The sequence below is a fragment of the Sphaerisporangium dianthi genome, assembly GCF_042654065.1.
Classification (GTDB): domain Bacteria; phylum Actinomycetota; class Actinomycetes; order Streptosporangiales; family Streptosporangiaceae; genus Sphaerisporangium; species Sphaerisporangium dianthi.
In genome coordinates this window covers 85,867-112,306 of record NZ_JBHSFP010000020.1, presented here as the reverse complement: position 1 = coordinate 112,306, position 26,440 = coordinate 85,867, and the positions used below count along the sequence as shown (strand labels likewise).

At 73.0% G+C, this 26,440-nt stretch carries 6 protein-coding genes (1 of these 6 cut by a window edge); all 6 read left to right on the top strand.

The window, feature by feature from the left end; all coding sequences use genetic code 11:
• Tightly spaced (each overlapping or abutting the next), the 6 genes in view from ACFO60_RS25685 to ACFO60_RS25660 form a layout consistent with a single transcriptional unit that may run on beyond the window.
• Positions 1-22,499: the 3' portion of an SDR family NAD(P)-dependent oxidoreductase gene (locus tag ACFO60_RS25685; protein ID WP_380844329.1), read on the top strand. 1,201 nt of this gene lie to the left of the window's left edge; only the last 22,499 of its 23,700 coding nucleotides appear in the window; its start codon lies off the left edge, out of view; the stop codon is at positions 22,497-22,499.
• The gene (locus ACFO60_RS25680) at positions 22,496-23,470 is read left to right on the top strand and encodes an LnmK family bifunctional acyltransferase/decarboxylase (protein ID WP_380844327.1); all 975 of its coding nucleotides are present in this window, start codon (positions 22,496-22,498) and stop codon (positions 23,468-23,470) included. Before ACFO60_RS25685 ends, ACFO60_RS25680 begins: the two co-directional genes overlap by 4 nt.
• Positions 23,457-23,693 carry a phosphopantetheine-binding protein gene (locus tag ACFO60_RS25675; protein WP_380844325.1) on the top strand — a complete coding sequence of 79 codons (237 nt, stop codon included), beginning with the start codon at positions 23,457-23,459 and terminating at the stop codon, positions 23,691-23,693. Before ACFO60_RS25680 ends, ACFO60_RS25675 begins: the two co-directional genes overlap by 14 nt.
• Positions 23,690-24,931, top strand: a complete 1,242-nt coding sequence (locus ACFO60_RS25670; protein WP_380844323.1) for a hydroxymethylglutaryl-CoA synthase family protein — start codon at positions 23,690-23,692, stop codon at positions 24,929-24,931. The genes ACFO60_RS25675 and ACFO60_RS25670 overlap by 4 nt, the downstream gene beginning before the upstream one ends.
• On the top strand, positions 24,924-25,163 hold the full coding sequence (locus tag ACFO60_RS25665) for an acyl carrier protein (RefSeq protein WP_380844321.1): 240 nt from the start codon (positions 24,924-24,926) through the stop codon (positions 25,161-25,163). The genes ACFO60_RS25670 and ACFO60_RS25665 overlap by 8 nt, the downstream gene beginning before the upstream one ends.
• Complete coding sequence (locus ACFO60_RS25660) at positions 25,160-26,440, top strand: beta-ketoacyl synthase N-terminal-like domain-containing protein (protein ID WP_380844319.1); 1,281 nt, start codon at positions 25,160-25,162, stop codon at positions 26,438-26,440. The genes ACFO60_RS25665 and ACFO60_RS25660 overlap by 4 nt, the downstream gene beginning before the upstream one ends.

Here is a 26,440-nt window from a genome sequence, read left to right as displayed (position 1 = left end):
CGACCGACGGATCCGCGACCTGGACGAATGGATCCGCGAACCGGACGGACGAAGCCGCGAGCGTGACGGACGGATCCGCGAGCGCGAGGCCGGCGGATCCCGGCGTCGCGCGCCCCGCTCAGGCGGGCGGCCGTGACCGGACCTCGTGCTACCGGGAGGTCTGGGTGCCGCAGGAGCCCGGCGCCGGCGCGGAGGAGGACCTGGGCTCGCTCGTGGTGATCGCTCCCGGCGGCGCCGGAGGAGGAGCCCTCGAAGACGCCCTCCGGGCCGGACTCGGGAGCGAAGCCGAAACCGCCCTTGGGAGCGGTGCCGGAAGCGGGCTGGGAAGCGGCGCAGGAGGGCCGGGCGGCACGTTCGTCCGCGTCCATCACGGACCGGAGTTCGAGAAGACGGGCGAGCGGGCCTATCGCCTCGACGCCCGCAGCCGCCGCCAGACGGGCCTGCTCCTGGCCGACCTGGCCGGAGCCGGCCGTCCGCCGCGCCATTTCGTGCTCCTCGGCACTCCCGGCGACGACGGCACGGACACCTGCCTGAAGGTGTGGTCGCTCGCCTGCGCGATCATCGGCGAGAAGCCGCAGCAGCCCGTGACCCTGACCTTCCTGCACGGAGGCGGCGACGAGTCCGCCCCCGCCGCGGACGCGGTCGGCGCGCTCGCCCGGACGATCTCGACGGAGACGCCGGTCGTGCGATGCCGCGCCGTGAGCCTGGACGCCGTCGGCGCGGAAGGCCTGATCGAGGCCTTGCGCGACTCCTCGGGCGAGCACGCCGAGCACGAGATCCGCTACCGGCGCGGGGCGCGCACGGTGCGCCGCTGGGTCGCGCGCGAGCTCCGCGAGCCCCGCGAGCTCGCGGAGCTCGACCAGGGCGCCGTCCCGTTCAAGAAGGACGGCGTCTACGTGGTCGCCGGAGGCGCGGGTGGCATCGGCCGGCTTGTCGCCGAGCATCTGGAGAACGAGCACCACGCCCGGCCGGTCGTGATCAGCCGGACCGCCGGCGAGCGGGCCGACCTCGCGCGCCGCGACGACGTCGAGCGGGCCGTGGCGGCCGTACGGGACCGGTACGGCCGGATCGACGGCGTCATCCACTGCGCGGGCGTGCAGCGGGACGGCCTCTACTTCCGCCAGGAGGCGGCCGACATCGAGGCCGTGCTGGCCCCGAAGACGCGTGGCGTGGCCAACCTCGACGCCGCCACCAAGGACGACGACCTGGACTTCTTCCTGGTCTTCTCCTCGCTCGCCGCGTCCCTGCCCAACCCGGGCCAGTCCGCCTACGCCTACGCCAACGCCTATCTGGAGGCCTTCGCGCGGTGGCGCGAGTCGCGGCACGACCGGAGCGGCAGGACGCTGGCCATCAGCTGGCCGTACTGGGAGGAAGGCGGCATGCGGATCGGCGCCGACGCGCTGGAGCGGTCACGGCAGGCCACCGGCCTGGCGCCGCTGCCCACCGCCGACGCGCTCTCCGTGCTGACCCGCGCCCTGGCCGCCCCGGAGACCGGGTTCGTCGTGCTGCACGGCGACGAGGACCGCGTCTCCAGCCTGCTGCCGGCCCCCGACCCCGGACACACCGGGACCGTGGAACACCACGAAACAAGGACGAACGGCGCAGCCGGCGCGCAGCGCGGCGCGCCCGTGAACGGCGGAGCCGCGACGCAGAACGGCACGGCGGGGACCGGCCGAGCCCGGACACAGGCCGGCACGGCCGTGAGCGGCGGCGCGCACGAGGACGGGGACGAGGGCGCGGTCGCGGTCATCGGGCTCGCCGGGCGGTACCCGCAGGCCCCCGACCTGGTCACGTTCTGGCGGAACCTGGTCGACGGGCGCGACAGCGTCACCGAGGTCCCGGCGAGCCGATGGGACCACGACGCCTACTACGACCCGGACCAGGGCCGTGAAGGCAGGACGTATGGCAAGTGGGGCGGCTTCATCGACGGCGTCGACCGCTTCGACCGGGCGTTCTTCGGCATCTCCCGGCGCGACGCCGAGCGGATGGACCCCCAGGAGCGGCTGTTCCTCCAGACCTGCTGGCACACGCTGGAGGACGCGGGTTACCCGCCGGGCGCCCTGACCGGCGAGAACGTCGGCGTGTTCGCCGGCGTCATGTGGAACCACTACCAGCTGGTCGAAGGCGGCGAGGGGAACGTCGCCCCGCTGGCCATGCACGCCTCCATCGCCAACCGCGTCTCCTACACCTTCGACCTCGACGGGCCGAGCATGGCCCTGGACACCTCCTGCTCCTCCTCGCTCACCGCCACGCACATGGCCGTCGAAAGCCTGCGGCGCGGCGAATGCACGCTCGCCCTGGCCGGGGGAGTCAACGTCAACGTGCATCCGCAGAAATACCTCCAGCTCGCCCAGGGACGGTTCCTGTCCCCCGACGGCCGGTGCCGCGCGTTCGGCAAGGACGCCGGAGGCTACGTGCCGGGGGAGGGCGTCGGCGCCGTCCTGCTCAAGCCGCTGGCGGCGGCCCGCCGCGACGGAGACCACATCTACGGCGTGATCCGCGCCTCCGCCGTGAACCACACCGGCAGGACCAGCGGCGCCACCGTGCCCGACCCGTCGTCCCAGGCCGCGCTCATCGGCACGGCCGTGCGGCGCTCCGGCTGGGACCCGGCGACCATCGGCTACATCGAGGCCCACGGCACCGGCACCTCGCTGGGCGACCCCATCGAGGTCGAGGGCCTGCGCAAGGCGTTCGCCTCGACCGGTGGCGACTGCGCCATCGGGTCGGTCAAGTCCAACATCGGCCACCTGGAGGGAGCCGCGGGCATCGCGGGGCTGACCAAGGTGCTGCTGCAGATGAAGCACCGGCGGCTCGTGCCGTCGCTGCACGCCGATGAGCTGAACCCGCGGATCGACTTCGCGCGCACGCCCTTCCACGTCCAGCGCGAGCTCGCCGCCTGGCCCCACCGGGACGGCGCGCCACGGCGGGCCGGAGTGAGCGCCTTCGGCGCGGGCGGGGCGAACGCCCACATCCTGCTGGAGGAGCACGACCAGGCTCCGGCCGCAGGCCGCCGCCGGAACGGGCCGTGCCTGTTCGTCCTGTCGGCGCGCAGCGAAGAGGCCCTGCGGGACTACGCACGGTCGTACGTCTCGTTCCTTGACCCCGCCGGCCGGGAACGGCCGGTCGAGCCGGGCGACGGCGACCGGTCCGGCGACGCCGTCGAACGGGTGGCGACGCTGCTGGGCATCCCCGCCGACCAGATCGACACCGGCGAGACGCTGGGCGACCTCGGCCTGGACGCCGCGGGGCTCTTCCGCCTGACGGGCAGGCCCGGGCTCACGCTCGACAGCACCGTGGACGACCTCGCCGCGCTGGAGTCCGCCGCGGACCCCGTCCAGGGCTCCGCGAGTGCCGGCGACCCCGCCTCCGGCACCGCGAGCGCCGACGAGGTCTCTCTCAGCGACCTGGCCTACACGTCACAGGTCGGCAGGACCGCCCTCCCGGTGCGGCTCGCGCTGGTCGTCACGGACACCGCCACACTGCGGGAACGGCTCGACGCGTTCGCCCGCGGCGACGACCTCGGCGCGGACGCGTACACCGGAACGGCGGGCGACACCGAGCCCGACGACGGTCCCGGACCCGAGGAATGCGTCCGGTTGTTCCGCGAGGGCCGGCTCGGAGATCTCGCCGGGTACTGGGCGTCCGGCGTGCGGATCCCCTGGCCGCGGTGCTACGACGGCGCGGAGGACGAGCACCGCCGGGTGTCCATGCCCACCTATCCGTTCCAGGAGGAGCGCTGCTGGGTCGGCGGATGGCGCGGCACGGACCGGAACACCGGCACGCCGCTGGTGAAGACCGTCCCCGAGGACTCCCGGGAGAAGACCGGGCACCTGGACAGCGGACGGCCGGAGACCGTCCATGCGGACGCCGGTCGCTCCGACGCCGAGCGGGTGGACGCCGAGCTCGAGCCGTCGTTCACGGCGCCCCAGGACCACGAGGATCTGGGGTTCGCCATCCGGGACGGCGTCGCCCTGGTGACCATGAACTCCGGGCCGAACATGTTCACCGACGGGCTCGTGGACGGGTTGCGGGACGCCTTCGCGCAGATCGCCGCGCGCGACGACGTGAAAGCGGTCGTCGTCACCGGCGCCGACAAGGTCTTCAGCATGGGAGGCACCCCCGAAGCGCTGCGCACCCTCTCCGAGGGCCAAGGCCGCTTCACCGACGTGCCCTTCCTCTACGAGGGCATGCTGAAGTGCGACCGCCCCGTGATCGCCGCGATCCAGGGGCACGCGTCGGGCGGCGGACTGGCGTACGGCCTGTACGCGGACGTCGTGCTGATGGCCAGGGAAGGCGTGTACAGCGCCAACTTCATGAAGTTCGGCTTCACCCCGGGGATGGGCGCGACGTACGTCCTGGAAGAGCGGTTCGGCAGGTCCCTGGCCCACGAGATGCTGTTCACCGGCCGATCGGTCAGCGGCGAGGAACTGGAGCGGCGCGGGGTCAACGTCGCGATCCTGCCGCAGCGCGACGTGCTGAAGGTCGCGCTCCGCCACGCACGTTCGATCGCCGGCCTTCCGCTGCCGGCGCTTCGCGCGCTGAAGGGCGAACTCGCGGGACGGGTGCTCGGACGTCTCACCGATGTCGTCGCCAGCGAGGTCGAGCTGCACGAACGGGTGCTCGGCCAGGAGTCGGCGTCCCGCGTGGAGACCCACTTCAACAAGATCGACACCTTCCGGGCCCGGCCCGCCTCCACACCCCCTCCCACGTCCACCCCTCCCCCCGCGCCCACTCACACTCCGGCTTCCGCGCCCACCTCCACCTCTGCGCCCGCCTCCGTTCCCGCGCAAGCCTCCGCCCCCGTTTCCACGCCAGCCTCCGTTTCCGCGCCGCTTTCCGCCTCGGCTTCCGCGGCCGCCCCTGCCTCGGGGGCGCCCGCCCCCGCATCCCCTCCCGTCGCTGCTCCGGCGGCCTCCACGCCGACTCCTCCTCCTGCTCCCGCTCCGGCCACGTTGGACGATGCCGAAGTGCGCGAGGTCGTGATGTCGACGCTCACGGCGCACCTCTACCTGGAGCCGGACGAGATCGACGACACCGAGAGCTTCAGCGCGATGGGTCTGGACTCGATCGGCGCGGTGGAGATCGTCCGCGACCTGAACCGGCGCTTCGAGCTGGACCTGGACTCGGTGGCCGTCTACGACCATCCGACGATCCCCGCCCTGGTGGAGTTCGTCCAGACCATGGCCGCCGACATGGACGGCCCTGTGGACATGGCCGCGGAACCCGTCCCGGTCGCCACGCCCGAGGCCACGACGGGAAGCCCGCTCGCCCAGGCGGATGCGTCGGCCGGCCAGACCCGCGCCATGCCGGAAGCCGCCCCCGAGACCATGTCAGGGGCCGCCCCCGGCGCCGTGCCCGCGACCGTGTCCGGGAACACGCATGGGGCCGTTCCCGAGCCGGAGCCCAGGCCCGTTCCCGAGGTCATTCCCGGAGCGAATGGTGTCGTGACCGAGGCGGGACAGATCAGGCTCGGGGCGCCAGGCGCGCCGGCGGGTGCGGCGCCGTCGGCCGCACCGGAATCGGCGCCCGGCCAAATAGGCCTTCGCCCTGTCGGCAAGACCGCGCCCGATACGACGTCCGCCGGTGCGACGTCCGCCGGTACGGCATCCTCCGGTACGGCGTCTGCGGGTCCGGCATCCGTGGATGCGGTGTCCGATCGTCCGGCGCCGGTCGGCCCGGCGTCGGCTCGTCCGGCGCCCGTCGGTCCGGTGTCCGATCGTCCGGCGCCCGTCGGTCCGGCGTCGGCTCGTCCGGCGCCGGTCGGTCCGGCGTCCGCTCGTGCGGTGCCCGCCGATTCGGCGTCCGTCTCGGCGGCGCCGGCCGGGGCGGCGGCCTCGTCCCGGGAATCCCTGGCGGCCGACGTCGAGATCGCGGTGATCGGGGTGGCCGGGCGGTTCCCGGACGCGCCTGATCTGGCGGCGTTCTGGGAGAACCTGGCCGCCGGGCGGTGCAGCGTCCGCGAAGTGCCCTCGGATCGGTTCGACATCTCCACCGTCTACGACCCGGATCCGCGGGCGCCGGGCAGGACCTACAGCAAGTGGGCGGCGATGCTGTCCGACGTGGACGCGTTCGACGCGGGGTTCTTCAGCGTGTCCCCGCTCGAAGCGGAGGCGATGGACCCGCAGCAGCGGCTGTTCCTCGAAGAGGCGTGGCACGCACTGGAGGACGCCGGATACGCGACGAAGAACGGCGGGCGACGGCCGTGGGGGACCTTCGTGGGCTGCGCCGCCGGTGACTACGCGCGGCTGCTCGCGGCAGCGGGAGAAGGGAACAGCGGACACGCCTTCCTCGGCAACGTCTCCTCGGTGCTTCCGGCGAGAATCGCCTACCTGCTGAACTTCAGCGGCCCTACCCTGGCCGTCGACACGGCGTGCTCGTCATCGCTGGTCGCCGTGCACCTGGCGTGTGAGAGCATCCGGCGCGGCGAGTGCGAGGCGGCCCTCGCGGGCGGCGTGGCCGTCATGACGACCGCCCAGATGCACATCTGGTGCAGCAGCGCCGGAATGCTCTCGCCGAGCGGCACGTGCGCCCCGTTCGACGCCTCCGCCGACGGCATCGTCCTCGGGGAGGGTGTCGGGGTCGTGGTGCTCAAACGCCTCGACCAGGCTCTGCGGGACGGCGACACCGTACGCGCCGTCATCCGGGGGAGCGGCACCAACGGTGACGGGGCGACGAACGGCATCACCGCGCCGAGCTCCGCCTCCCAGGCGGAGCTGCTGACCGCCGTGCACCGGCGGGCCGGCGTCAGGCCCGGGGACATCGACTACGTGGAGGCGCACGGCACGGGCACCGCCCTCGGCGACCCCATCGAGGCCAAGGCGCTGACGCAGGTGTTCGGCGCGGGCGGGAATGACGAACGCGTCCAGGGCCTCGGTGCGGGCGGGGGTGACGAGCGCGTCCAGGGCCTCGGCTCGCTCAAGGCCAACATCGGCCACACGACGACCGCGGCCGGGATCGGCGGGCTGGTGAAGGTCCTGCTCGCCCTCGACCATCGGCAGCTGCCGCCGTCACCCAACTACGCGACCGCCAACCCGAAGATCGACTTCGGTGAGATGCCTCTCAAGGTCGTCACCGAACTGTCCGAGTGGCGTCCCGGTCCCTCGGGCCGGCGGACGGCGGCGGTCAGCAGCTTCGGCTTCAGCGGCACCAACTGCCATGTGGTGGTCTCGGAGCCTCAGGACGGCCCTTCAGCGTCCACCGCCGGGCATCGCGCCGTGCGGAGGAGCGAAGACGGCGCCGGGTGGAGGACAGGAGACGGCGCCGCGCGACCGGCCGGGACGGTGGCGGCGTCCGGCGCCACGGCGGTCGCCGACGACGAGAGGGTTTCCGTGCTCGATGACCAGCGAGTTTCCGCGTCCGATGACCGGCAGGTCTCCACGTCCGTGTCCGGTGACCGGCGAGTTTCCGCGTCCGTGTCCGGAGACCGGAGGGTCTCCGGGGCCGTGTCCGATGACCGGCGGGGTTCCGCGTCCGCTGAAGTGGTCGTGCCGGTGTCGGCTCGCGGCGAGGAGGCACTGACCCGGCGGCTGCGGGACCTTGCCGATCACCTCGCCGCCCATCCAGGGCTCGACGTACGGGACGTCGCGTACACGCTCGCCGTGGGCCGCTCCCACCTGGCGGCGCGGGTGGCCGTGGTCGCGCGCGACCTCCCTGGCCTGGAGTCCGCACTTCGCGCCTCCATCCCCTCGACGGAGGCCACGAACGGCGACGCGCCGTCCGCTTCTCCGGCGGACGCGCACGCCGATTCCCCCGACGCCTCGCCGGCCGCCACCGCCGTTTCGCCGGCGGACACGTCCGTCGACCCCCACGCCGAGGAGATCGCGGCGCGGTACGGGGCGGGAGAGAACGTGGACTGGGAGGCGCTGTACCAGGACAGTCCTGGACGGAGGATCCCGCTGCCCACCTATCCCTTCGCGCGGGATCGGCACTGGGTCCAGGTCACCGCACCTGAGCGGACGGCTTCCGTGGCGCCCGAGCCTTCCACGCCGACCGTGCCTTCCGTGGCGTCCGCGCCTTCCGCGCCGTCGGTGGAGCGGGCTGTGACCGGTCAGACGGCAGGGGACGCGGACGCGCGGGCGGAGTCGAGCGTCCCCGACCGCATCCATCCGGACCACTGGATCGTGGACGATCACCGGATCATGGGCACTCCGGTGCTGCCGGGCGTGGCGTGCCTGGTGATGGCCGCCGAGCGGTGCGGCCTCTCGGCGCCACTCCGCTTCACGAACGTCCGCTGGCTGCGGCCCTTCGAGGTCACCGAGCCCCGGCCGGTCAGCTTCTCCTTCACCGAAGAGAACGGCCGGACGCGCTTCACGCTGGACGCGGAAGGCGGCACGGAGGAGTCCGTCGCGAGCCCGGACGCCGGCACGGAGGACTCCGTCGCGAGCCCGGACGCAGGGGCGGGGGGCTCCGCCGCGTATGCGAAGGGGACCGTGGCGCATGCTCCCGAGGCCCAGGACGTGGAGCCGCTGGACCTGGCGGCCATCGCGGCACGGTGCCCTGAGCGGCGCTCCGCCGAGAAGGTCTACACGGACTTCGACCGGGCGGGACTGCACTACGGCCCGGCGTTCCAGGTGCTGCGCGAGCTGCGCATCGGGAGCGACGAGGCGCTGGCCGTCCTTTCCGAGGCGCCGCGCCGCTGGGGCACGACCGGGTCGGCCCAGCCCACGCTCCTCGACGGCGCGCTTCAGACGATCGCGGCCCTGCGGCCCGAGGATCCCTCGGCGCCGGCCGTCCCCTTCGCCGTGGAGGCCGTGGACGTCATACGGCCGACGGCCGGTCCTGCCCGCGCCTATGCCCGTCGTGACGGCCGCGACAGGTACTCGGTGTGGCTGGCCGACGAGCGGGGACAGGTCTGCGTCAGGTTCACCGGCGTGACGCTGCGCACGCGCCGCGAGCAGCAGATGATCTTCGTGCCGGCCTGGCGGGAGGCGAAGGCGCTCACCGAGCCGCCCACGGGCGGACGCGCCCTCGTGCTGCACACACCCGCCGACGAGCCGGTCGCACGCGCCCTGCTCGCCCTGCACGAGGACGGCCGGATGGCGCCGCTGGGGGAGACCCCCGCGGATCTGGCCGGCACGCCCTTCGACACGGTCTACGTGCTGGCGAGGACCGCCGATCCGGAGGCGTCGCCCGAGGACGACCCCAGCACGCTCGCGGTCTTCCGCCTGGTGAAGAGCCTCATCGAGGCGGGATACGGCGGGCGCCCGCTCACGGTGAAGGTCGTCGTGGCGGGAGCCCTTCCGGTGGAGGCGGACGACCCCGTCGTTCCCCACGCCGCCGGGCTCGTCGGCCTCACGCGCACCATCGGCGCCGAGTACCTCCGCTGGAGGGCCGGCTGCGTGGACGTCGGCTCCGCGCCGGCGCGGGCCGAGGACCTCGCCCGCCGCCTGCGTGCCGAAGACTGCGCGGAGCCTCTGGTCGCGCTGCGCGACCGCAGGCTCGTCCGCACCCTGGAACCCCATCCGGCCTCGCCGGCCGGCGCGGACCCGCGGGCACACGCCGGAGGCACCGGCGGCCCGGCGGCCGCAGGCGGCGCCGACGGGCCGGTCTCCGCAGGCGGCGCCGGACGCCCGGTCGCCGCGGGTGGCGTCGCGCCGTTCCGGGACGAAGGCGTGTACATGATCGTGGGGGGAACCGGAGGAATCGGCCAGGTGCTCGGCCGGCACCTCGCCCGGACGGCGCGGGCGCGGCTGGCGCTGGTCGGGCGCGGGCCGTCCACGGAGGCGGTCGCCGGGCAGATCGCCGAGATCGAGTCCCTCGGCGGGCAGGCCGTCTACCTGCGGGCCGACGTGGCCGATCCCCACGCGGTCCGGGAGGCGGTCGCCGCGACGACCGGACGATTCGGGTCGCTGAACGGGGCCTTCCACGCCGCCCTGGCGCTACGTGACATGACCCTCGCGGACATGGACGAGACCGCTTTCGCCGAAGTGCTCGCCGCCAAGGTGGCCGGCAGCGCGGCGTTCGCCGCCGCGCTGAGCGACCAGCCGCTGGACTTCCTGGCCTTCTTCTCCTCCGCCGCCTCGTTCGTCGACGCCGGCGGTCAGGCCAATTACGCGGCGGCCAGCACGTTCGAGGACTCCTACGCGCTGCGGCTGGCCCAGCAGGGCCGCCCGGCGAGCGTCGTCAACTGGGGCTTCTGGGGCAGCGTCGGCGCGGTGGCCCGAGGCGGCTACGCCGACAGGTTCGCCGCGATCGGCATCGGCTCGATCGAGCCCCAGGAGGGCATCGCGTCGCTGTCCCGCATCATGCGGGAAGGGCTGCGGCAGGCGGTCGTCGTCAAGGGCACCCCGCAGGGGCTCGCACGAATGGGCGTCCGGCAGGAGCCCGCCGGAACCGCACACGTGCGGGCCGGGCAGGAGGAACAGGCTGAGCTGGCGCGGGCGCGCGCGGCTTTCGCCGCGCTGGACGAGCTGGCCCGAAGCCTGCTGTTCCGCACGCTCCGCGCGGCGCTCCCCGCGCCGGGAGAGCAGGCCCCGGTCGCCGACGTACGCCGTGAGCTGCGGGTCCGCGAGGAGCGCGGCCGGCTCTTCGACGCGGCGCTCCACGTGCTCGCCGCCGACGGCCGGTTGCGGCTGGAGGGCGGCACGCTCACGGTCCCCTCGGACGGCGGCGACGCGGCCGGGCCGTCGCCTGAGGACGTGCTCGCTCGCTTCCCCGACATGCAGCCGCACGTGCGGCTGCTCACCATCTGCGTGGACGCGCTCGCCGACGTTCTGTCCGGGGTCCGCGACCCGATGGAGGTGCTGTTCCCGGGCGGCCGGGTCGACCTGGTGGAGCAGGTGTACCGGGGGCAGTCGGCCTCCGACTACTTCAACCGCCTGCTGGCCGGTGAGGCGGCCGAGGCCGTGCGGCGCGCACACGACGAGGGCGGCCGTACGGTGCGTCTTCTGGAGGTCGGCGCGGGAACCGGGGCGGCCACGGCGTTCGTGCTGCCCGCCGTCGCGGAGACGGGGGCGCCCGTCGAGTTCACCTACACCGACATCTCGCCCGCGTTCCTGCGGCACGGCGAGGAGACGTTCGGTGAGCGGTTCCCCTTCGTCTCGTACGCCTTGTTCGACGTAGAGCGCGACCCGGCCGGCCAGGGGTTCGAGGCGGGGGGCCACGACGTCGTCCTCGCCACGAACGTCCTGCACGCGACTGCCGACATCGAGCGGACCCTGCGCGCCGCGGCCGCCCTGCTGCGGCCGGGCGGAGTCCTGCTGGTCAACGAGGTCACCCGGGCGGCGGACTTCCTCACCCTGACCTTCGGCCTGACCCCGGGCTGGTGGAGGTTCGCCGACGCGGAACGGCGGCTCCCGCACGCCCCGCTGCTCGGCGCGACGCAGTGGCACGAGGCGCTGCGGTCGGCCGGGCTCACCCCGGCCCGCACGCGCGGGATCCCCGGCACTCCCGTCCAGGACCTCGACCAGTGCGTCCTGGTGGGGGCGCGCGAGCCCGCGCCCGCGCCCGCGTCCGCGTCCGGTTCGCTGGACGCGCGCGATGCCGCGTCCGGTTCGCTGGACAAGCCCGTGCGCGCCTACATCAAGCAGGTGTTCGCCGAGGTGCTCAAGTACCCGAACGCCGACTTCGGCGAGCGCCTGACCTTCGACAACTTCGGGATCGACTCCCTGGTCACGCAGAACATCATCCAGCGGTTCGAGCAGGACCTCGGCAGCCTGCCCGCCACCCTGCTCTTCGAGAACCTGACGATCGACGAGCTGGCCGGCCACCTCGTGGACGAATACGAGGACCGGCTGCGCCCCTTGCTCCAGCCCGCCGAGACCCCGGCGACCCAGCCGTCCGCGCCCTTGGCCGTCCCGGCGCAGCGGACCGAGCCCTTCTACACCGGAACCCCGGTGACGGAGCCCGTGCCCGCCAGGACGACGGCGTCTGCCTCGGCGCACAACGGGACCTCGGTGACGGAGTCCACGCCTTCCAGGACGACGGTGCCTGAGTCCTCGCACAACGGGACTTCGGTGCCTGAGTCCGCGCACAACGGGACTTCGGTGACGGAACCGTCGCCTGGGCCCGCCCGGGTTCCCGGACCGCGCGGGGACACGGCTCTCGACATCGCCGTCGTCGCGGTCACCGGCCGTTATCCGCAGTCGCCCGACCTCGACACCTTCTGGCGCAACCTCGCGGAAGGGGCGAACTGCATCACCGAGGTGCCCGAGGACCGTATCCCGTTGAACGGTCTGTTCGACCCCAAACGGGGATGTAAGAACCGCACGTACAGCCGCTGGGGCGGATTCATCGAGGACGTCGACCGGTTCGATCCCGCCTTCTTCGGCATCCTGCCGAGGGACGCCGAGGCCATCGACCCTCAGGAGCGGCTCTTCCTGGAGACCTCCTGGGAGTTGCTGGAGGACGCCGGCTACCTGAGCGAGCACACACGCGAGCCGAGCACCGGAGTGTTCGTCGGCACGATGTACGGCTCGTACGGGCGGATGGCCGCGGCCGAGGGCTGGCCGGAGGGCAGGTTCGCCGGAGCCCACTCGGCGTACTGGTCGATCGCCAACCGGGTGTCCTACGTCCTTGACCTGCGAGGCCCGAGCTTCGCGGTGGACTCGGCGTGCTCGTCGTCGCTGACCGCGATCCAGCTGGCCTGCGAGAGCCTGCGGCGCGGCGAGTGCGCGATGGCGATCGCCGGCGGGGTGAACCTCATCCTGCACCCGGCCCATCACGTCTCGCTCTGCTCGATGAACATGCTGTCCGGCGGCGACGCGTGCAGGGTGTTCGACGAGTCCGCCGACGGGTTCGTGCCGGGTGAGGGCGTCGGAGCCGTCCTGCTCAAGCCACTGGCGCGGGCCGTGGCGGACGGCGACCGCATCCACGGTGTCATCAAGGGAGCCTTCGCCAACGCCGGCGGCAAGACGGCCGGCTACACGGTGCCGAACCCGAACGCCCAGGCCGATCTGGTCGCCCAGGCGATCCGGCGGTCGGGCGTGGACCCGGCGACGATCTCGTACGTCGAGGCGCACGGCACGGGCACCGCGCTGGGCGACCCCATCGAGATCGCCAGCCTGACCAAGGCGTTCCGCGCGACCGCGAACGCCCCCGACCGGTGCGCGGTGGGTTCGGTCAAGGCCAACATCGGCCACCTGGAGGGCGCCGCGGGCATCGCGGGGCTGACCAAGGTCCTGCTGCAGATGCGGCACGGGCGGGTGGCGCCGTGCGCGAACCTCGTTTCACCCAACCCGAAGATCGACTTCAAGTCGTCCCCGTTCTACCCGCCGACGGAGCAGGCCGAGTGGGCGCGCCCCGTGGTCGAGGTCGACGGCGTCCTGCGCACCGTCCCGCGCCGGGCGGGCGTGAGCTCTTTCGGAGCGGGCGGCGCGAACGTGCACATCGTTGTGGAGGAGTACATGCCGTCCGACACGACCGAACCCACGACCGGCGGCACCACGACCGCCGCCACCGGCACCACGACCGCCACCACTGACCGTTCCGCGGCCGGCGCCACGGCGTCCGGCCCGGCGCACGAGGAGCAGCTCGTGCTGCTCTCCGCCCGAACCGGGGATCAGCTGAAGGCCCTGGCCGGGCGGGTCGCCGACCTGGCGGCCAGGCAGGACGAGGACGCGCCGTCGCTGCGCGCCCTCGCGTACACGAGCCAGGTGGGCCGGGCCGAACTGCCCGAACGGCTCGCGGCGCGCGCCCGCGACCTCGGCGAGCTGGCGCGGCGCCTGCGCGCCTTCGCCGACACCGGCGAGGCGGACGGCGTCACGGCGGGCACGGCCGGCACGGCGTCGGGCGATCAGGACCTGTTCGGCGACGGCGACGGCGAGGCGTTCGTCGGCGCGCTGGTCGAAAGGCGGCAGACGGCCAAGCTCGGCCGGTTGTGGGTGAAGGGCGTGCCCGTCGACTGGCGGACGCTGTGGCCGTCGCCGAGGCCGCGACGGGTGACCATGCCCGCGTACCCGTTCGACCGCCGCCGCTACTGGCTGCCCGGAACCGCCTCCACCACGCCCGCCGCCGAGCCTGCCGTGGGAGGAGTCGCCGGACCGACTTCTGAGCGGGCGATCGAGCCGGCCTCCGAGCCGGCCTCCGAGCAGGTGGCGGGGCCGGTGGCGGGAACGGAACTGGTGCCGGCGGTCGTCGACGAGCAGGCCGATGCCCGGTGCACGTACCTGCGGCCCGTCTGGGAGCGCGCCCCGCTGGAGGACTCCGGTCCGATGCCCAGCACGGTCCTGGTCCTCGCGGGCGACGACCTGAGCGCCCCCGGGTTCGCGGGGAAGCCGGCCGGAGAACTCACTGAGAGGCTGACCGCGGAAGGGGCCCGCTGTGTGCTCGTCACGCACGCGAGCACGTACGCGAGGCACGGCGACGACGTCTACGCCCTCGACCTCACCCGTCCCGAGGACGTCAGGCGGCTGGCGGGTGAACTGGCGGAGCGCGACGCGCTTCCCGGCGCCCTGGTGCAGATCCTGTCCGGCCCGTTCCCCGGCCCTGACCCCGACGCGCTGGCGGCGGCGCTCGACCGGACCTTCTACCCCCTGCTGTGGACGGCGACCGCCGTCCTCGCCCACGCGGGCGGGCCGCTGCGCGCGGTCGTCGCCCACACCGAGGACGGCGACGGCCGGCCTCGGCCGCACCACGCGGCGCTCGCCGCGGTGCTGCGGACGCTCGCGATGGAGCACAGCCGCTTCAGCGGCGCGACCGTGGCGCTACCGGACGCCGGGTCCGGCTCCGAGCGGATCGCGGCCGAGCTGCGCGCCGCCGTCCGCGAGACCGCCCCGGAGAACCGGGTCACCGAGCTGCGCTACCGCGACGAGACCCGGTGGCGCAGGAGCCTGGAGCCGTTCAGGCCCGGCCCGGCGAGCCTGCGGGTGCGGCGCGGCGGGACGTACCTGATCACCGGAGGGGCCGGGGCCATCGGTCTCGCGTTCGCCGGGTTCCTGGCCTCCAACGGCCCGGTCGACCTCGTGCTGACAGGCCGGTCGCCGCTGGACGACGAGACCCGGGCGCGGCTCGAGGCGCTGCCCGCCGCCTACGTCCAGGCCGACGTCCGCGACCCCGCCGGACTCGCCCGCCTGGTCCAGGACACGCGGCGGCGGTTCGGCCCGGTCAACGGCGTCATCCACGCGGCGGGCGTGCACAGGGACGCGCGGGCCGCGCGCAAGGAACGCGCGGACGCCGAGGCCGTCCTCGGCCCCAAGGTGCTCGGCACCGTGCTGCTCGACGAGGCCCTGCGCGAGGAGCCGCTGGACTTCCTGGCGCTGTTCTCCTCTGTCGCCGCCGAGACCGGCAACCTGGGCCAGGTCGACTACACCTACGCCAACGCCTTCCTCAACCGCTACGCCGAACTGCGCGAGTCCAGCGGGCGGGGCAGGACGGTCTCCATCTGCTGGCCGCTGTGGGAAGAGGGCGGCATGACCGTGGATGACGTCACCCGCCGAATGTTCGAGCGCCGTTGGGGCAGCGTGCCTATGGGGACCCGGGCCGGGCTCACAGCGTTCGCGAGAGGAGTGGCCGGGCCGGAGGCGTGCCTGGTCGTCGTGGAAGGCGCCGGGGAGACGGAGGGAAGGCCGGAGAAGGGAAGACCGCACGTGGACACGACCGCGAACAGTGAAGCCGCCGCCGACATCGACCACGACGAGGCGGTCCGCGCCGGCCTGCGGCGGGTGGCCGCCGGGTTCCTGCTGGTGGACGAGGACGACGTCGACCTCGACGCCGACCTGACCGACAGCGGCTTCGACTCCATCTCGATCGCGGAGCTGGTCGACAAGGTCAACGAGATGTACGGTCTCGACCTGCTGCCCACGGTTCTCTTCGAGGCCTCGAACCTGTCGGCGTTCTGCGACCACCTGGTGGAGAACCACGCGGGGGAGATCGAGGCCGCGCACCGCTCCCACCAGGGCGAGCCGGTGACCATGCCCGGCTCCTCAGGCGGGCACCGCACCGGCGACGAGCCGGAAGCCCGGACCGTCACCCCGGCCGGCTCGGGAGAGAGCCACACCGAGGGCCTCGACGACGATGGCCACACGGACGGCCTCGACGAGGGCCGCCGGGAAAGCCCTGGGGAGGACGCCGGGACCGGGGAGAGCGCCGGGCGGAGCCCGCGCCTCGGCGGCGATGGCACGCCGGAGCGGAGGCCGGAGAAGGCGCCGGCCGAGACGGACGGGATCGCGGTCATCGGGATGGCGGGGACGCTGCCCGGATCGCCGGACCTGGACGCCTTCTGGCGGCATCTGGCCGAGGGCGACGATCTCGTCCGCCCGGTGCCGCAGGACAGGATCGAGCTGAGGGAGAACACCGGGACCGCCGGTGTCCGCGCGGGATTCCTGGACGACGTGCGCTCGTTCGACGCCGCGCTGTTCGGGATCTCCCCCAAAGAGGCCGCGACCATGGACCCGCAGCAGCGCCTGTTCCTGCAGACCGTCTGGCGCACCATCGAGGACGCCGGCTACCGGCCCTCCGACCTCGCAGGCACGTCGACCGGCCTGTTCGCGGGCGTGTCCGCGTGCGACTACGACGACCTGCTCAGGGAGCACGGCGTCCCGGTGGAGGCGCACACGGCCAGCGGCGTCGCCAGCTGCATCCTCGCCAACCGGGTCTCCCACGTCCTCGACCTGCGAGGCCCGAGCGAGGCGATCGACACCGCCTGTTCGAGCTCGCTCGTCGCGCTGCATCGCGCGGTCCGGGCCATCGAGGGCGGCGAGTGCGCGACCGCGATCGCCGGAGGGGTCAACCTCACCCTCAGCCCCGGCCTGTACATCGCCTTCACCGAGTCCGGCATGCTCAGCGACGACGGTGCCTGCAAGACCTTCGACGAGCGCGCGGACGGCTACGCGCGGGGCGAGGGATGCGGCGCGGTGCTGCTCAAGCCCCTGGCGACGGCGCTGGCCGACGGCGACCAGGTCCTCGCCGTGATCAAGGGCAGCGCGGTCAACCACGGAGGCCGCGGCACCTCGCTCACCGCGCCGAACCCCGAGGCGCAGGCCGACGTGCTCGTCAGCGCCTACCGCAAGGCCGGCGTAGACCCGGGAACGGTGAGCCACATCGAAGCCCACGGCACCGGCACGCGCCTCGGCGATCCCATCGAGATCGAGGGGATGAAGAAGGCGTTCGACCGGCTGTACGCCGAGTGGGACCGTCCCGCGCCCGGGGAGCCGCACGTGGCCGTCACCTCGGTGAAGACCAACATCGGCCACCTGGAGGCGGCGGCGGGCATCGCCGGGCTGCTCAAGGTGCTGCTGTGCATGAGGCACGGCGAGCTGCCGCCGACCATCCACTTCGACCGCCCCAACCCCTACCTGCGGCTGGACGGCACGCCCTTCTACATCAACGACCGGCGCAGGCCGTGGGACGGCCTCCCGGACGCCTCGGGCCGTCCGGTCCGGCGGGCCGGGGTCAGTTCCTTCGGTTTCGGCGGGACGAACGCGCACGTGGTGCTCGAAGCGTACGAATCCGCCGAGCACGAGGCGGCCGGAGCCGGCGGAGGCCCGCGGCTCCTCGTGCTGTCGGCCCGCACGCCGGACGCGCTCGACGAGTACGCCCGGCGGCTGGCCCGCTTCCTGGCGCGGAACCCCGACGCCGACCTGGACCGGGTCGCCTGCACCCTGCAGCTCGGGCGCGATCCGATGGCCGAGCGTCTCGCGGTGCCGGCCGAGAACCGGGAGGCGGCGATCGTGGGACTGACCGGCGGCGCGGGCACGCCTGGCGTCCACCGGGGCACCGTACTCAGGTCGGGGCGGGGGAGTGCCCGCCCCGAACCCGTGCCCGCCGGCGCCGGCCTCGAGGAACTGGCCCGCGCGTGGGTGGACGGAGCCGAGGTCGCCTGGCGCGATCTGTGGCCGGACCCCCGCCCGCGGCGCATGTCGCTGCCCGGCTTCCCGTTCGAACGCGTTGAGCACTGGTTCACCATCCCCTCCGGACCCCGGACCGGCGAGCACCCCGAGCCCCGGACCCGCGAGCGTTCCGAGCCGCGGGCCGGGGAGCGACCCGAGACGAACGCCGGGGAGCGTCCGGTGAAGCGTCAGGACACCCGGCTCGCCGACCGGCGTGACGGCCGCTCCGGCGCTCCCTCCACGGAGCGCCCCGACACTCGCGGGCGGGGACCGAAGATCCGGTTGCGCCCGTCTCGCCAGGGGGCGTCTCCGGGGAGCACGGCGGTGCCCGCGGGGAGCACGGCGGTGCCGGAAGGCGAAGGCGGAAAGACGCTGAAGCTGCGGGCGTCCGCGAGCCGGGCGTCCGCGAGCCGGGCGTCCGCGAGCCGGACGTCCCCGAGCGAGACGTCCCCGAGTGAGACGTCCAAGATGGCGCCGATATCCACTCCTGAGGCACTGCGGGGCGGCGCCGCCCTGGCGGAGACCACGGAGAAGGCATCTCCCGCGGCGGGTGTCGAGGACATGCTGCGCGAGCGGCTCTCCGGCATCCTCGGGACGGACCCGGCCCAGGTGGCCGTGGACACGCCGTTCGCCGAGCTGGGCCTCGACTCGATCTTCAGGATGGAGCTCGTCAAGGGCATCAACGCCGCGTTCTCCCTCGACCTGCAGGCGTCGGAGCTCTATGAGTACGACACGGTCGGACGGCTGAGCCAAGCCGTCGAGGACGCGATCGGCGAGCAGAGCGCCGCGCAGGCTCCGGCCGCCGAGCGTCCGGCCGCGGAGGTCACCGAGCGCCGCACCGGTGAGCGGGCGCTTGCCGAGCCGCCGCAGCACCCCGAGCGGACGGAGCCGGTCGAATCCGCAGAGCCCGCGGTGACCGAGCGCGTTGTCAACGAGCCTGAGGTCGTCGAGCTGCCGGAGCCGGTGGGGTCCGTGGACCCCGTCGAGCCCGTGGAGCCTGTGGTGACCGAGCGCGCTGTCAGTGAGCCCGTGGTCGTCGAGCTGCCGGAGCCGGTGGAACCCGCGGAGCCCATGGAGCCCGTGGAGCCTGTGGTGACCGAGCGCGTGATCACCGGGTCCTCCGCCGCCGGGACCCCGGTCGTGGAGCCTGCCGAGGCGCCGGTCGGGGAGGCCGGCGGGTCCACGGAGGACCAGGTCGCGCAGCTGGTGAGCACCGTCGTGGGCCGGGAGCTGGACCCCCGCCAGAGCTTCGCCGACAACGGGCTCACCTCGTTCGAGATGCTGCGCGTGGTGAGCACGCTGGAGAAGCAGGTCGGGGCGCTGCCCAAGACGCTGCTGTTCGACCAGCCGACCGTGGACGCGCTGGCGGCGCATCTCGACGCAGAGCACGGCGCGGGAGTCCTGCGGGGAGTGGCCGACGGGCCGGCGGCCACGGTCGAGACCGGACACGACGAGACCGGGGACGACGACGCCGAGCGGGACGGGGAGCCGCTGGTCGTCGCGAAGCGGCGGGTGGCGGAGCGCCCCGCGCTGCGGGAGGTGTTCGCGGCGATCGACCGCGAGCACGCCAAGGAGGGCGGCCTGGCCGGGCGCGACATCGCCCCGCTGGCGTTCCTCGGCGCGGACAGGAAGGGGTACCTGAACTTCTCGCAGAACGACGGGAACCTGCTGGCCTGGAGCTACGTGGGCTCCGAGGAGTACTTCCCGAAGCTGATCGAGGAGTACGCCGCGCATGCCGAGGGGAACGGGTTCAAGCCGAACTTCCTGTCGATGATCCCCGTCGGCGAGGTGGCGGGGCGGCCGTACACCGCGACCCCGTTCGGCGCGGTGCAGCGGCTCGACGACCTGGCGGGGTTCACCCTCAAGGGGGGCCGGATGGAGCGCCTGCGGTACATGGTGCGCCGGTTCTCCAAGAACGCCGAATGCCGCACGGTCGAGCATCGTCCGGGCGAGGACCCGGCGGTCGACCGCGAGGTGGCGGAACTGGTGGACCGGTGGGGCGACGGCAAGCAGATGGTGAACCCCTACGTCGCGGTCGTCAGGCAGGAGATCGAGGGCGGGTCGCTGGACACGGGCCGGCACCGGGTGTTCCTCACCTACCGGGACGACGTGCTGTCGAACGCCGTCATCATCACCAAGATCCCCTCTGAGAACGCCTACCTGCTGGACGCCGAGTTCTACCCGAAGGACATGCCGCTCGGCGGCCTGGAGTTCGCCATCACGCGGATCATCGAGGCGCTCGTGGCCGAGGGCGTCACGATGTTCAGCTTCGGCGCGAGCTTCGGCGTCCAGATGGAGGAGGACGCCGCGAACGCGGCCGAGGACGTCACGGCGGCCCTGGACGAGCTGCGGTCGGTGGGGATCTTCGGCGAGGGCAACTTCCAGTTCAAGAACAAGTTCCGCCCGGTCAACGTCCCCATCTACCTGTGCCAGCCGGCGGGGCCGGAACGCACGTCGGTGGCCGACGTCATCCTCATGATCGCCGACCCGCACATGGAGGCCGACGCCGGGACGCCGGCCGCGGCGCCCACCGCCGCACCCGCGCGCGAGCCCGCCCCGTCGCCCGAACCCGCCTCTTCGCCCGAGACCGGTCCTGCCCGCGAAGCCACGCCGTCCTCCGGCCCCGTGCTCGCGCGGGAGACGAAGCCGGCGTCCGCGGCGGAGGAGGTCGTGGCGCGGGGGGCGCTGCTCGCCGCGCACGGGCACAACCCCATCCGCGTCCCCGCCGACCAGATCGAGACGGACCTGATCACCGACTCCTGGGCCGAGCTCGACAACCCCCACATCCGCGGCCGGATGCGCGAGCTCACCGACCGCGCCGCCGGCGGGCCGGACGCCGCCGCGCTGCCGGCGATCGACTGGCTTCCGTTCCCGCTGGTCGTGCCGACCGGGTCCGGGCGTTCCGCGGAGGCCTTGCTGTGCGCGTCGTGGCGGGGCAGGCGCGGGACGGTGCTGCACAACGGCCTGTTCCCGACCTGGTACCTGAGCCTGGTGGACGCCGGCTTCGACCCGGTCCAGATCCCGGGCACGCAGGAGTCGGGCGAGATCGACGCCGAGGCGCTGCGCGGGGTGCTGGCGGAGCACAGGAACGTGTCCTTCGTCTGCGTCGAGGTCAGCGACAACGCGGCCGGCGGGTACCCGATCTCGCCGGCGAACCTTCGCGAGGTGAAGCGGCTCGCGGCCGGTCACGGCGCGTCTCTCGTGGTCGACGGCGCGCGGATCGTGGAGAACGCGGTGTTCGTCGCCGACGAGAACGGCCGCCCGGAGTGGGACGTCGTCGCGGACATCTTCCAGATCGCCGACCACGCCACCGTGAGCCTGTCCAAGGACTTCGGCGTGACGTCGGGCGGCCTGCTCGCGACCCGCGACGGCGGGGTCGCCGAGGCGGTCCGGGAACGCGTCGCGATGCTCGGCCGGGATGTCGGGCTGCACGACCGCAAGGTCATCGCCGCCGCGCTGGACGACCGCGCCGCCGTGTCGGCGCAGGTCCGCGCCCGCATGGAGGCGGTGGCGACGCTGTGGCAGGGGCTGGCGGACGAGGGAGTGCCGGTGGTGGCGCCCGCGGGCGGCCACTGCGTGCTGCTGGACGTCTCCCGCATGGAGATGTTCGCCGGCCACGACCACCCGATCATGTCGTGCCTTTCGTGGATGTACCGCGAGACGGGCATCCGGGGCGGGCCGCACCTCGGCCGCGAGGGCTGCGTCCGGCTCGCCGTGCCGGTCGGGTTCGGCGTGGTGGAGGCCAAGGACGCGGCGGCGCGCCTGGCGTCGGCCTACCACGAGGCGGGGCCGGACGTGCCGCGGCTGGTCGCGGACGGCGAGCTGCGCGGCGCGGCGGCGGCCCAGGCCGAGTACCGCCCGGCCGAGAGCGTGCCCGAGGACGTCCAGCGGGCGCTGCGCGAGCGTCACCGGCCGAAGAACGAGAACCTCGCGGTGCTGCGCGAGCGCAACCCCGAGGTGGAGGAGCACCTGGTCGGTGTCCCCGAGGGGGACGTCGAGGTCTTCACCGCCGGATCGGGTCCGGCCCTGCTGCTGATGCATCCGTTCAACATCGGCGCGGGGGTCTACGCCGAGCAGTTCGCGAAGCTCGCGGACTCCTACCGGCTGGTCAGCGTCCACCACCCGGGCGTCGGGCGCACCACGGCGGCGGCCGACATCACCCTTCCCGGCATCGCGAAGATGTGTCACGGCGTGCTCGGCGAGCTGGGCGTGGAGTTCCCCGTGCACGTGGCCGGCTGGTCGTTCGGCGGGCTGACGGCGCTGTCGTTCGCGCTGCTGTACCCGAAGGACACCTCGTCGCTGATCCTCATCGCCAGCTCGCACCGCATCGGCAACCGGGTCGGCGAGATCAACCGCCTCGAAGTGGTCGCGAAGGAGGACTTCGACCACGTCCTCGCCGAGAGCGGCTCGGAGCGGCTGCGCGCCGAACGGGAGTCCCTGACCGCACGGCTGCTGCGCTCGGAGAGCATGGACCCGCAGATCGGCCTGCGCTACCTGGACGTGTTCGCCGACCGGCCGGACCTGCTGGGCAGCCTGCCCGAGATCACGATGCCCGCGCTGATCGTCCAGGGGGCGCACGACACGGTCATCCCCCGCAAGACCGCGCATCTGCTGCACGGCGCGATCCCGGACGCGCGCTACGTCGAGATCGCCGACGCCGGGCACTTCCCGGGCCTGACCAGCCCTGACGCCGTCAACACCGCCATCACCGAGTTCCTTGGAGGAATGTCATGAGCGTGATCACGGAGAACGCGGGCGGACGCGGCGGCGGCCTCGGCGACGGGAGCACGGTGAGCAGGTCGGTGCTGGTCAAGCCCGGCATGTGCGGGCACAACTCGCTGTTCGTCGGGAACCTCGGCGACTGGACGTGGGAGACCGTCAGCGAGCTGTGCGACACCAACGCCTTCGACGCCACCAACGCCGACGGCTCGCCGACCTACCTGTCGTTCTACTACTTCCACATCAGGGCGAGCCCGCGCATGCACGTCAACGGGCTCACCTTCGGCGACCGGCTGGAAGTCGGCTCGCGCCTGTTCGACTTCGGCAGCGAGTCGATCCTGACGCTGCACGAGGTGCGGCCCGAGGGCGCGCGTGCCGGGCCCATCGACCCCGAGCGCTTCTACCGGTTCGCCGACCCCGACTGCATCTACGTCGAGAACTACAACCGGTGGATCACCCGCAGCCGTCCGGGGAGCAACGAGGACCTGGTGAAGTCCTCGCCGGTCGGGTTCCGGCACGACCACCTGCCGAAGCTCCCCGACGAGTACTCGCCCCGGCGGATCTACAACCACGCCAGGAACCGGCTGACGTTCCTGGACGGGCTCCCCGGGGACCGGGTGCCGCTCGCCCCCCGCCTCACCCTCGACTACCCGATCGAGGCGTCCCGGGATCTCAACGGCGTCGGGCTGCTCTACTTCGCCACCTATTTCTCGATCATCGACTGGGCGTTGCTGAGGCTGTGGCGGCGGCTCGGCAGGGACACCGCGACGTTCCTGGACCGGGTGGTGCTCGACCACCGGCTCTGCTACCTGGGCAACGCCGACGCCGACTCGGTGCTGCGCATCTCGGTGGAGGCGTGGGAGAAGCGGGGCGGAGCCGGCGACGAGATCGTGAACGTGGTGATCAGGGAGCGGGACTCGGGCCGGACGGTCGCGGTCAGCACCCTGCACGTGCTGTCGACAGGAGGTGCTCATGACGATGCGTGACGACGTCGAGCTGGTGGTGCACCAGCAGATCGCCGAGATCCTTCCCTCGGTCCCCATATCCGGCGACCTTCACCTGAAGGAGCTCGGCGCCGACTCGGTGGACCGCGTGGAGATCCTGCTCGGCGTGCTCGACCGGCTGGGGCTGCGGGCGCCGCTGTCGGACTTCCGCGACGTGCCGAACGTGAACGCGCTGGTCGACGTGCTGACGGAGCGTGTGTCGTGAACGCGGGGATCGAGGCGCTGAACGTCTACTGCGGGGTGGCCCAGATTCCCGTGCGGACCCTGTTCGAGGGCAGGGGCCTGGACACCGACCGCATGGGGAACCTGATGATGCGCAACCGGTCGGTCGGCCTGCCGTTCGAGGACCCGGTGACCAACGCGGTCAACGCGGCCAAGCCCGTCGTCGACCGTCTCGACGCGGCCGGGCGTGACCGCATCGAGCTGCTGATCACCTCCACCGAGTCCGGCCTGGACTACAGCAAGTCGGTGGCCTCCTATGTGCACGACCACCTGGGCCTGCCGACGACCTGCCGCGTCATCGAGGTCAAGCAGGCGTGCTACGCGGCGACGGCCGCCGTGCAGATGGCCGTGGCCTACGTCGCGTCCGGCGTATCGCCCGGCGCCAAGGCGCTGGTGATCGCGACGGACGTGGCGCTGGTCGACGAGCGGGGCCTGTACGCCGAGCCGGCCACCGGCGCGGGAGCCGCCGCCGTCCTGGTGAGCGACGACCCCCGGGTGCTCACGGTCGACCTCGGCGCGTTCGGCAACCACAGCTACGAGACGCTGGACTCGGCCCGCCCCACGCCGACCTTCGACATCGCCGACTCCGACCGGTCGCTGTTCGCCTACCTGGACTGCCTGAGCAACTGCTTCGAGAACTACCGCGGCCGGGTCGAAGACGTCGACTTCGCGACCACCTTCGACTACCTGGCCATGCACACCCCGTTCGCGGGCATGGTGAAGGCGGCGCACAGGAAACTCATGCGCGAGTTCGCCGGCACGCCTCCGGCCGAGACCGAGGAGGACTTCACGCGGCGGGTGCTGCCCTCGCTGGCCTATCCGAGCGTGGTCGGCAACCTGTGCTCGGGGTCGGTGTACCTGGCGCTGTGCAGCCTCATCGACCACGCGCCGCTCGACGGCGGCGCCCGCGTCGGACTGTACTCCTACGGCTCCGGTTGCTCCTCGGAGTTCTTCAGCGGGCTGGTCGACCGCGGCTCGGCGGACGAGCTCGCCGAGATGCGCGTCGGCGACCACCTCGCCGGGCGCTGCGAGCTGACGTTCGAGGAGTACGCCGCCCTGCTGCCCGCCAACCTGAAGTGCCTGGTCCCCGAGCAGGACAAGCGGATCGACGTCGAGCCCTACGAGGGCCTTCTCGCGCGGGCGCGCATCGACCGGGACCTTCTGGTCAACACCGGGACCAAGGACTATCACCGAACCTACGAATGGTTGTCATATGAATGAGGACGTCATCTTCGCGGCCGTCAAGCGCAACGTGCTGGAGGTGCTCCCCGACCTCGAACCCGGTCAGGTCACCATGAGCGGCACGCTGACCGACCTCGGCGCCAACAGCGTCGACCGCGCCGACGTGGTCACCATGACCATGGAGGACCTGGGTCTCGCCATCCCGATCGCCGAGTTCCAGGAAGTCCACGACATCGCCTCGCTGGTCGACCTGCTGAAGAGGCACTCGTGAAGGTCGTGGTCACCGGGATGGGCGTGGTGTGCTCCATCGCCCAGACCGTGCCCGCGTTCACCCGCGCCCTGCGCGAGGGCCAATGCGGCATCGGGCCGATACCCGACGCCGGGGACGGCGGGCCCCGCGTGGCGGCGCTGGTCAAGGACTTCAAGTTCGCCGACGCGGTCGCCGCGCAGGGAACCCTGCCCGAGGAGGTGCGCCAGCTCGCGGTGCGCACCGCCCACCGCTCGCCCGAGCCGCTGCAGATGGACCTCGTCGCGGCCATGGAGGCGTACGGCGACGCCGGGCTGCCCGACAGCGCCCCGCCCGCCGACCGCGTCGGCCTGGTCGTCGCCGGCCACAACCTCAGCTCCGGCTACGTCCAGGACCTGTTCACCAAGTACGAGAACAACCCCGAGTACCTGCCGGCCAGGTTCGCCCTGCACTACATGGACACCGACCGCGTCGGCACGCTGAGCCAGGTGCTGGGCATCAAGGGCGAGGGGTACACGGTGGGCGGCGCCTCGGCCAGCGGCAACGTGGGCATCGTCAACGGCAGCCGGCTCGTGGAGACCGGCGCCGTGGACGTCTGCCTGGTCGTCGGCGCCAGCACCGACCTGTCGCCGATGGAGAAGCGCGGCCTGGCGACGCTCGGCGCCGTGGCGGGCACGGGCGCCGACGAGCCCGAGCGGGCCCGGTGCCGCCCCTTCGACGTGCGGCACGACGGCTTCGTGCCGGGCCAGGGCTCGGCGTGCATCGTCCTCGAGAGCGAGCGGTCCGCGCGGGCGAGGGGCGCGGACATACTCGCCGAACTGGCCGGATACGACCTCAAGCTGGACGCCAACAGCATGCCCGACCCGCATGAGGACGGCGAGACCAAGGTGATGGCGGGCGCGATGGCCAAAGCCGGCGTCCGGCCCGAGCAGATCGACTACGTCAACGCCCACGCCACGGCCACACCGCTCGGGGACGAGATCGAGGTGCGCGCCCTCGTCCGCGTCTTCGGCACGGCCGTCGGCCGGCCGTGGGTGAACGCCACCAAGGGGCTGATCGGACACTGCATGTGCGCGGCGGGCGTGGTCGAGGCGGTCGCCTCGATCATCCAGCTCCGCGACGGGTTCGTTCACCCCAACCTGAACCTGCGGCGGCCGATCGACGACGGCTGCCGTTTCGTCCACGGAGCCGCCGTGCCCGCGGACATCCAGTACGCGCTGTCCAACAGCTTCGGCTTCGGCGGCTTCAACACGAGCATCGTGCTGAGGAGACCGTCGCATGCCTCGGGGGCTCACGGGTAG

Bases quoted from the DNA above. Each gene is read 5' to 3' on its own strand.
- ACFO60_RS25675 (WP_380844325.1), top strand. From the start codon at position 23,457: ATGACGATGCGTGACGACGTCGAGCTGGTGGTGCACCAGCAGATCGCC.
- ACFO60_RS25680 (WP_380844327.1), top strand. From the start codon at position 22,496: ATGAGCGTGATCACGGAGAACGCGGGCGGACGCGGCGGCGGCCTCGGC.
- ACFO60_RS25665 (WP_380844321.1), top strand. From the start codon at position 24,924: ATGAATGAGGACGTCATCTTCGCGGCCGTCAAGCGCAACGTGCTGGAG.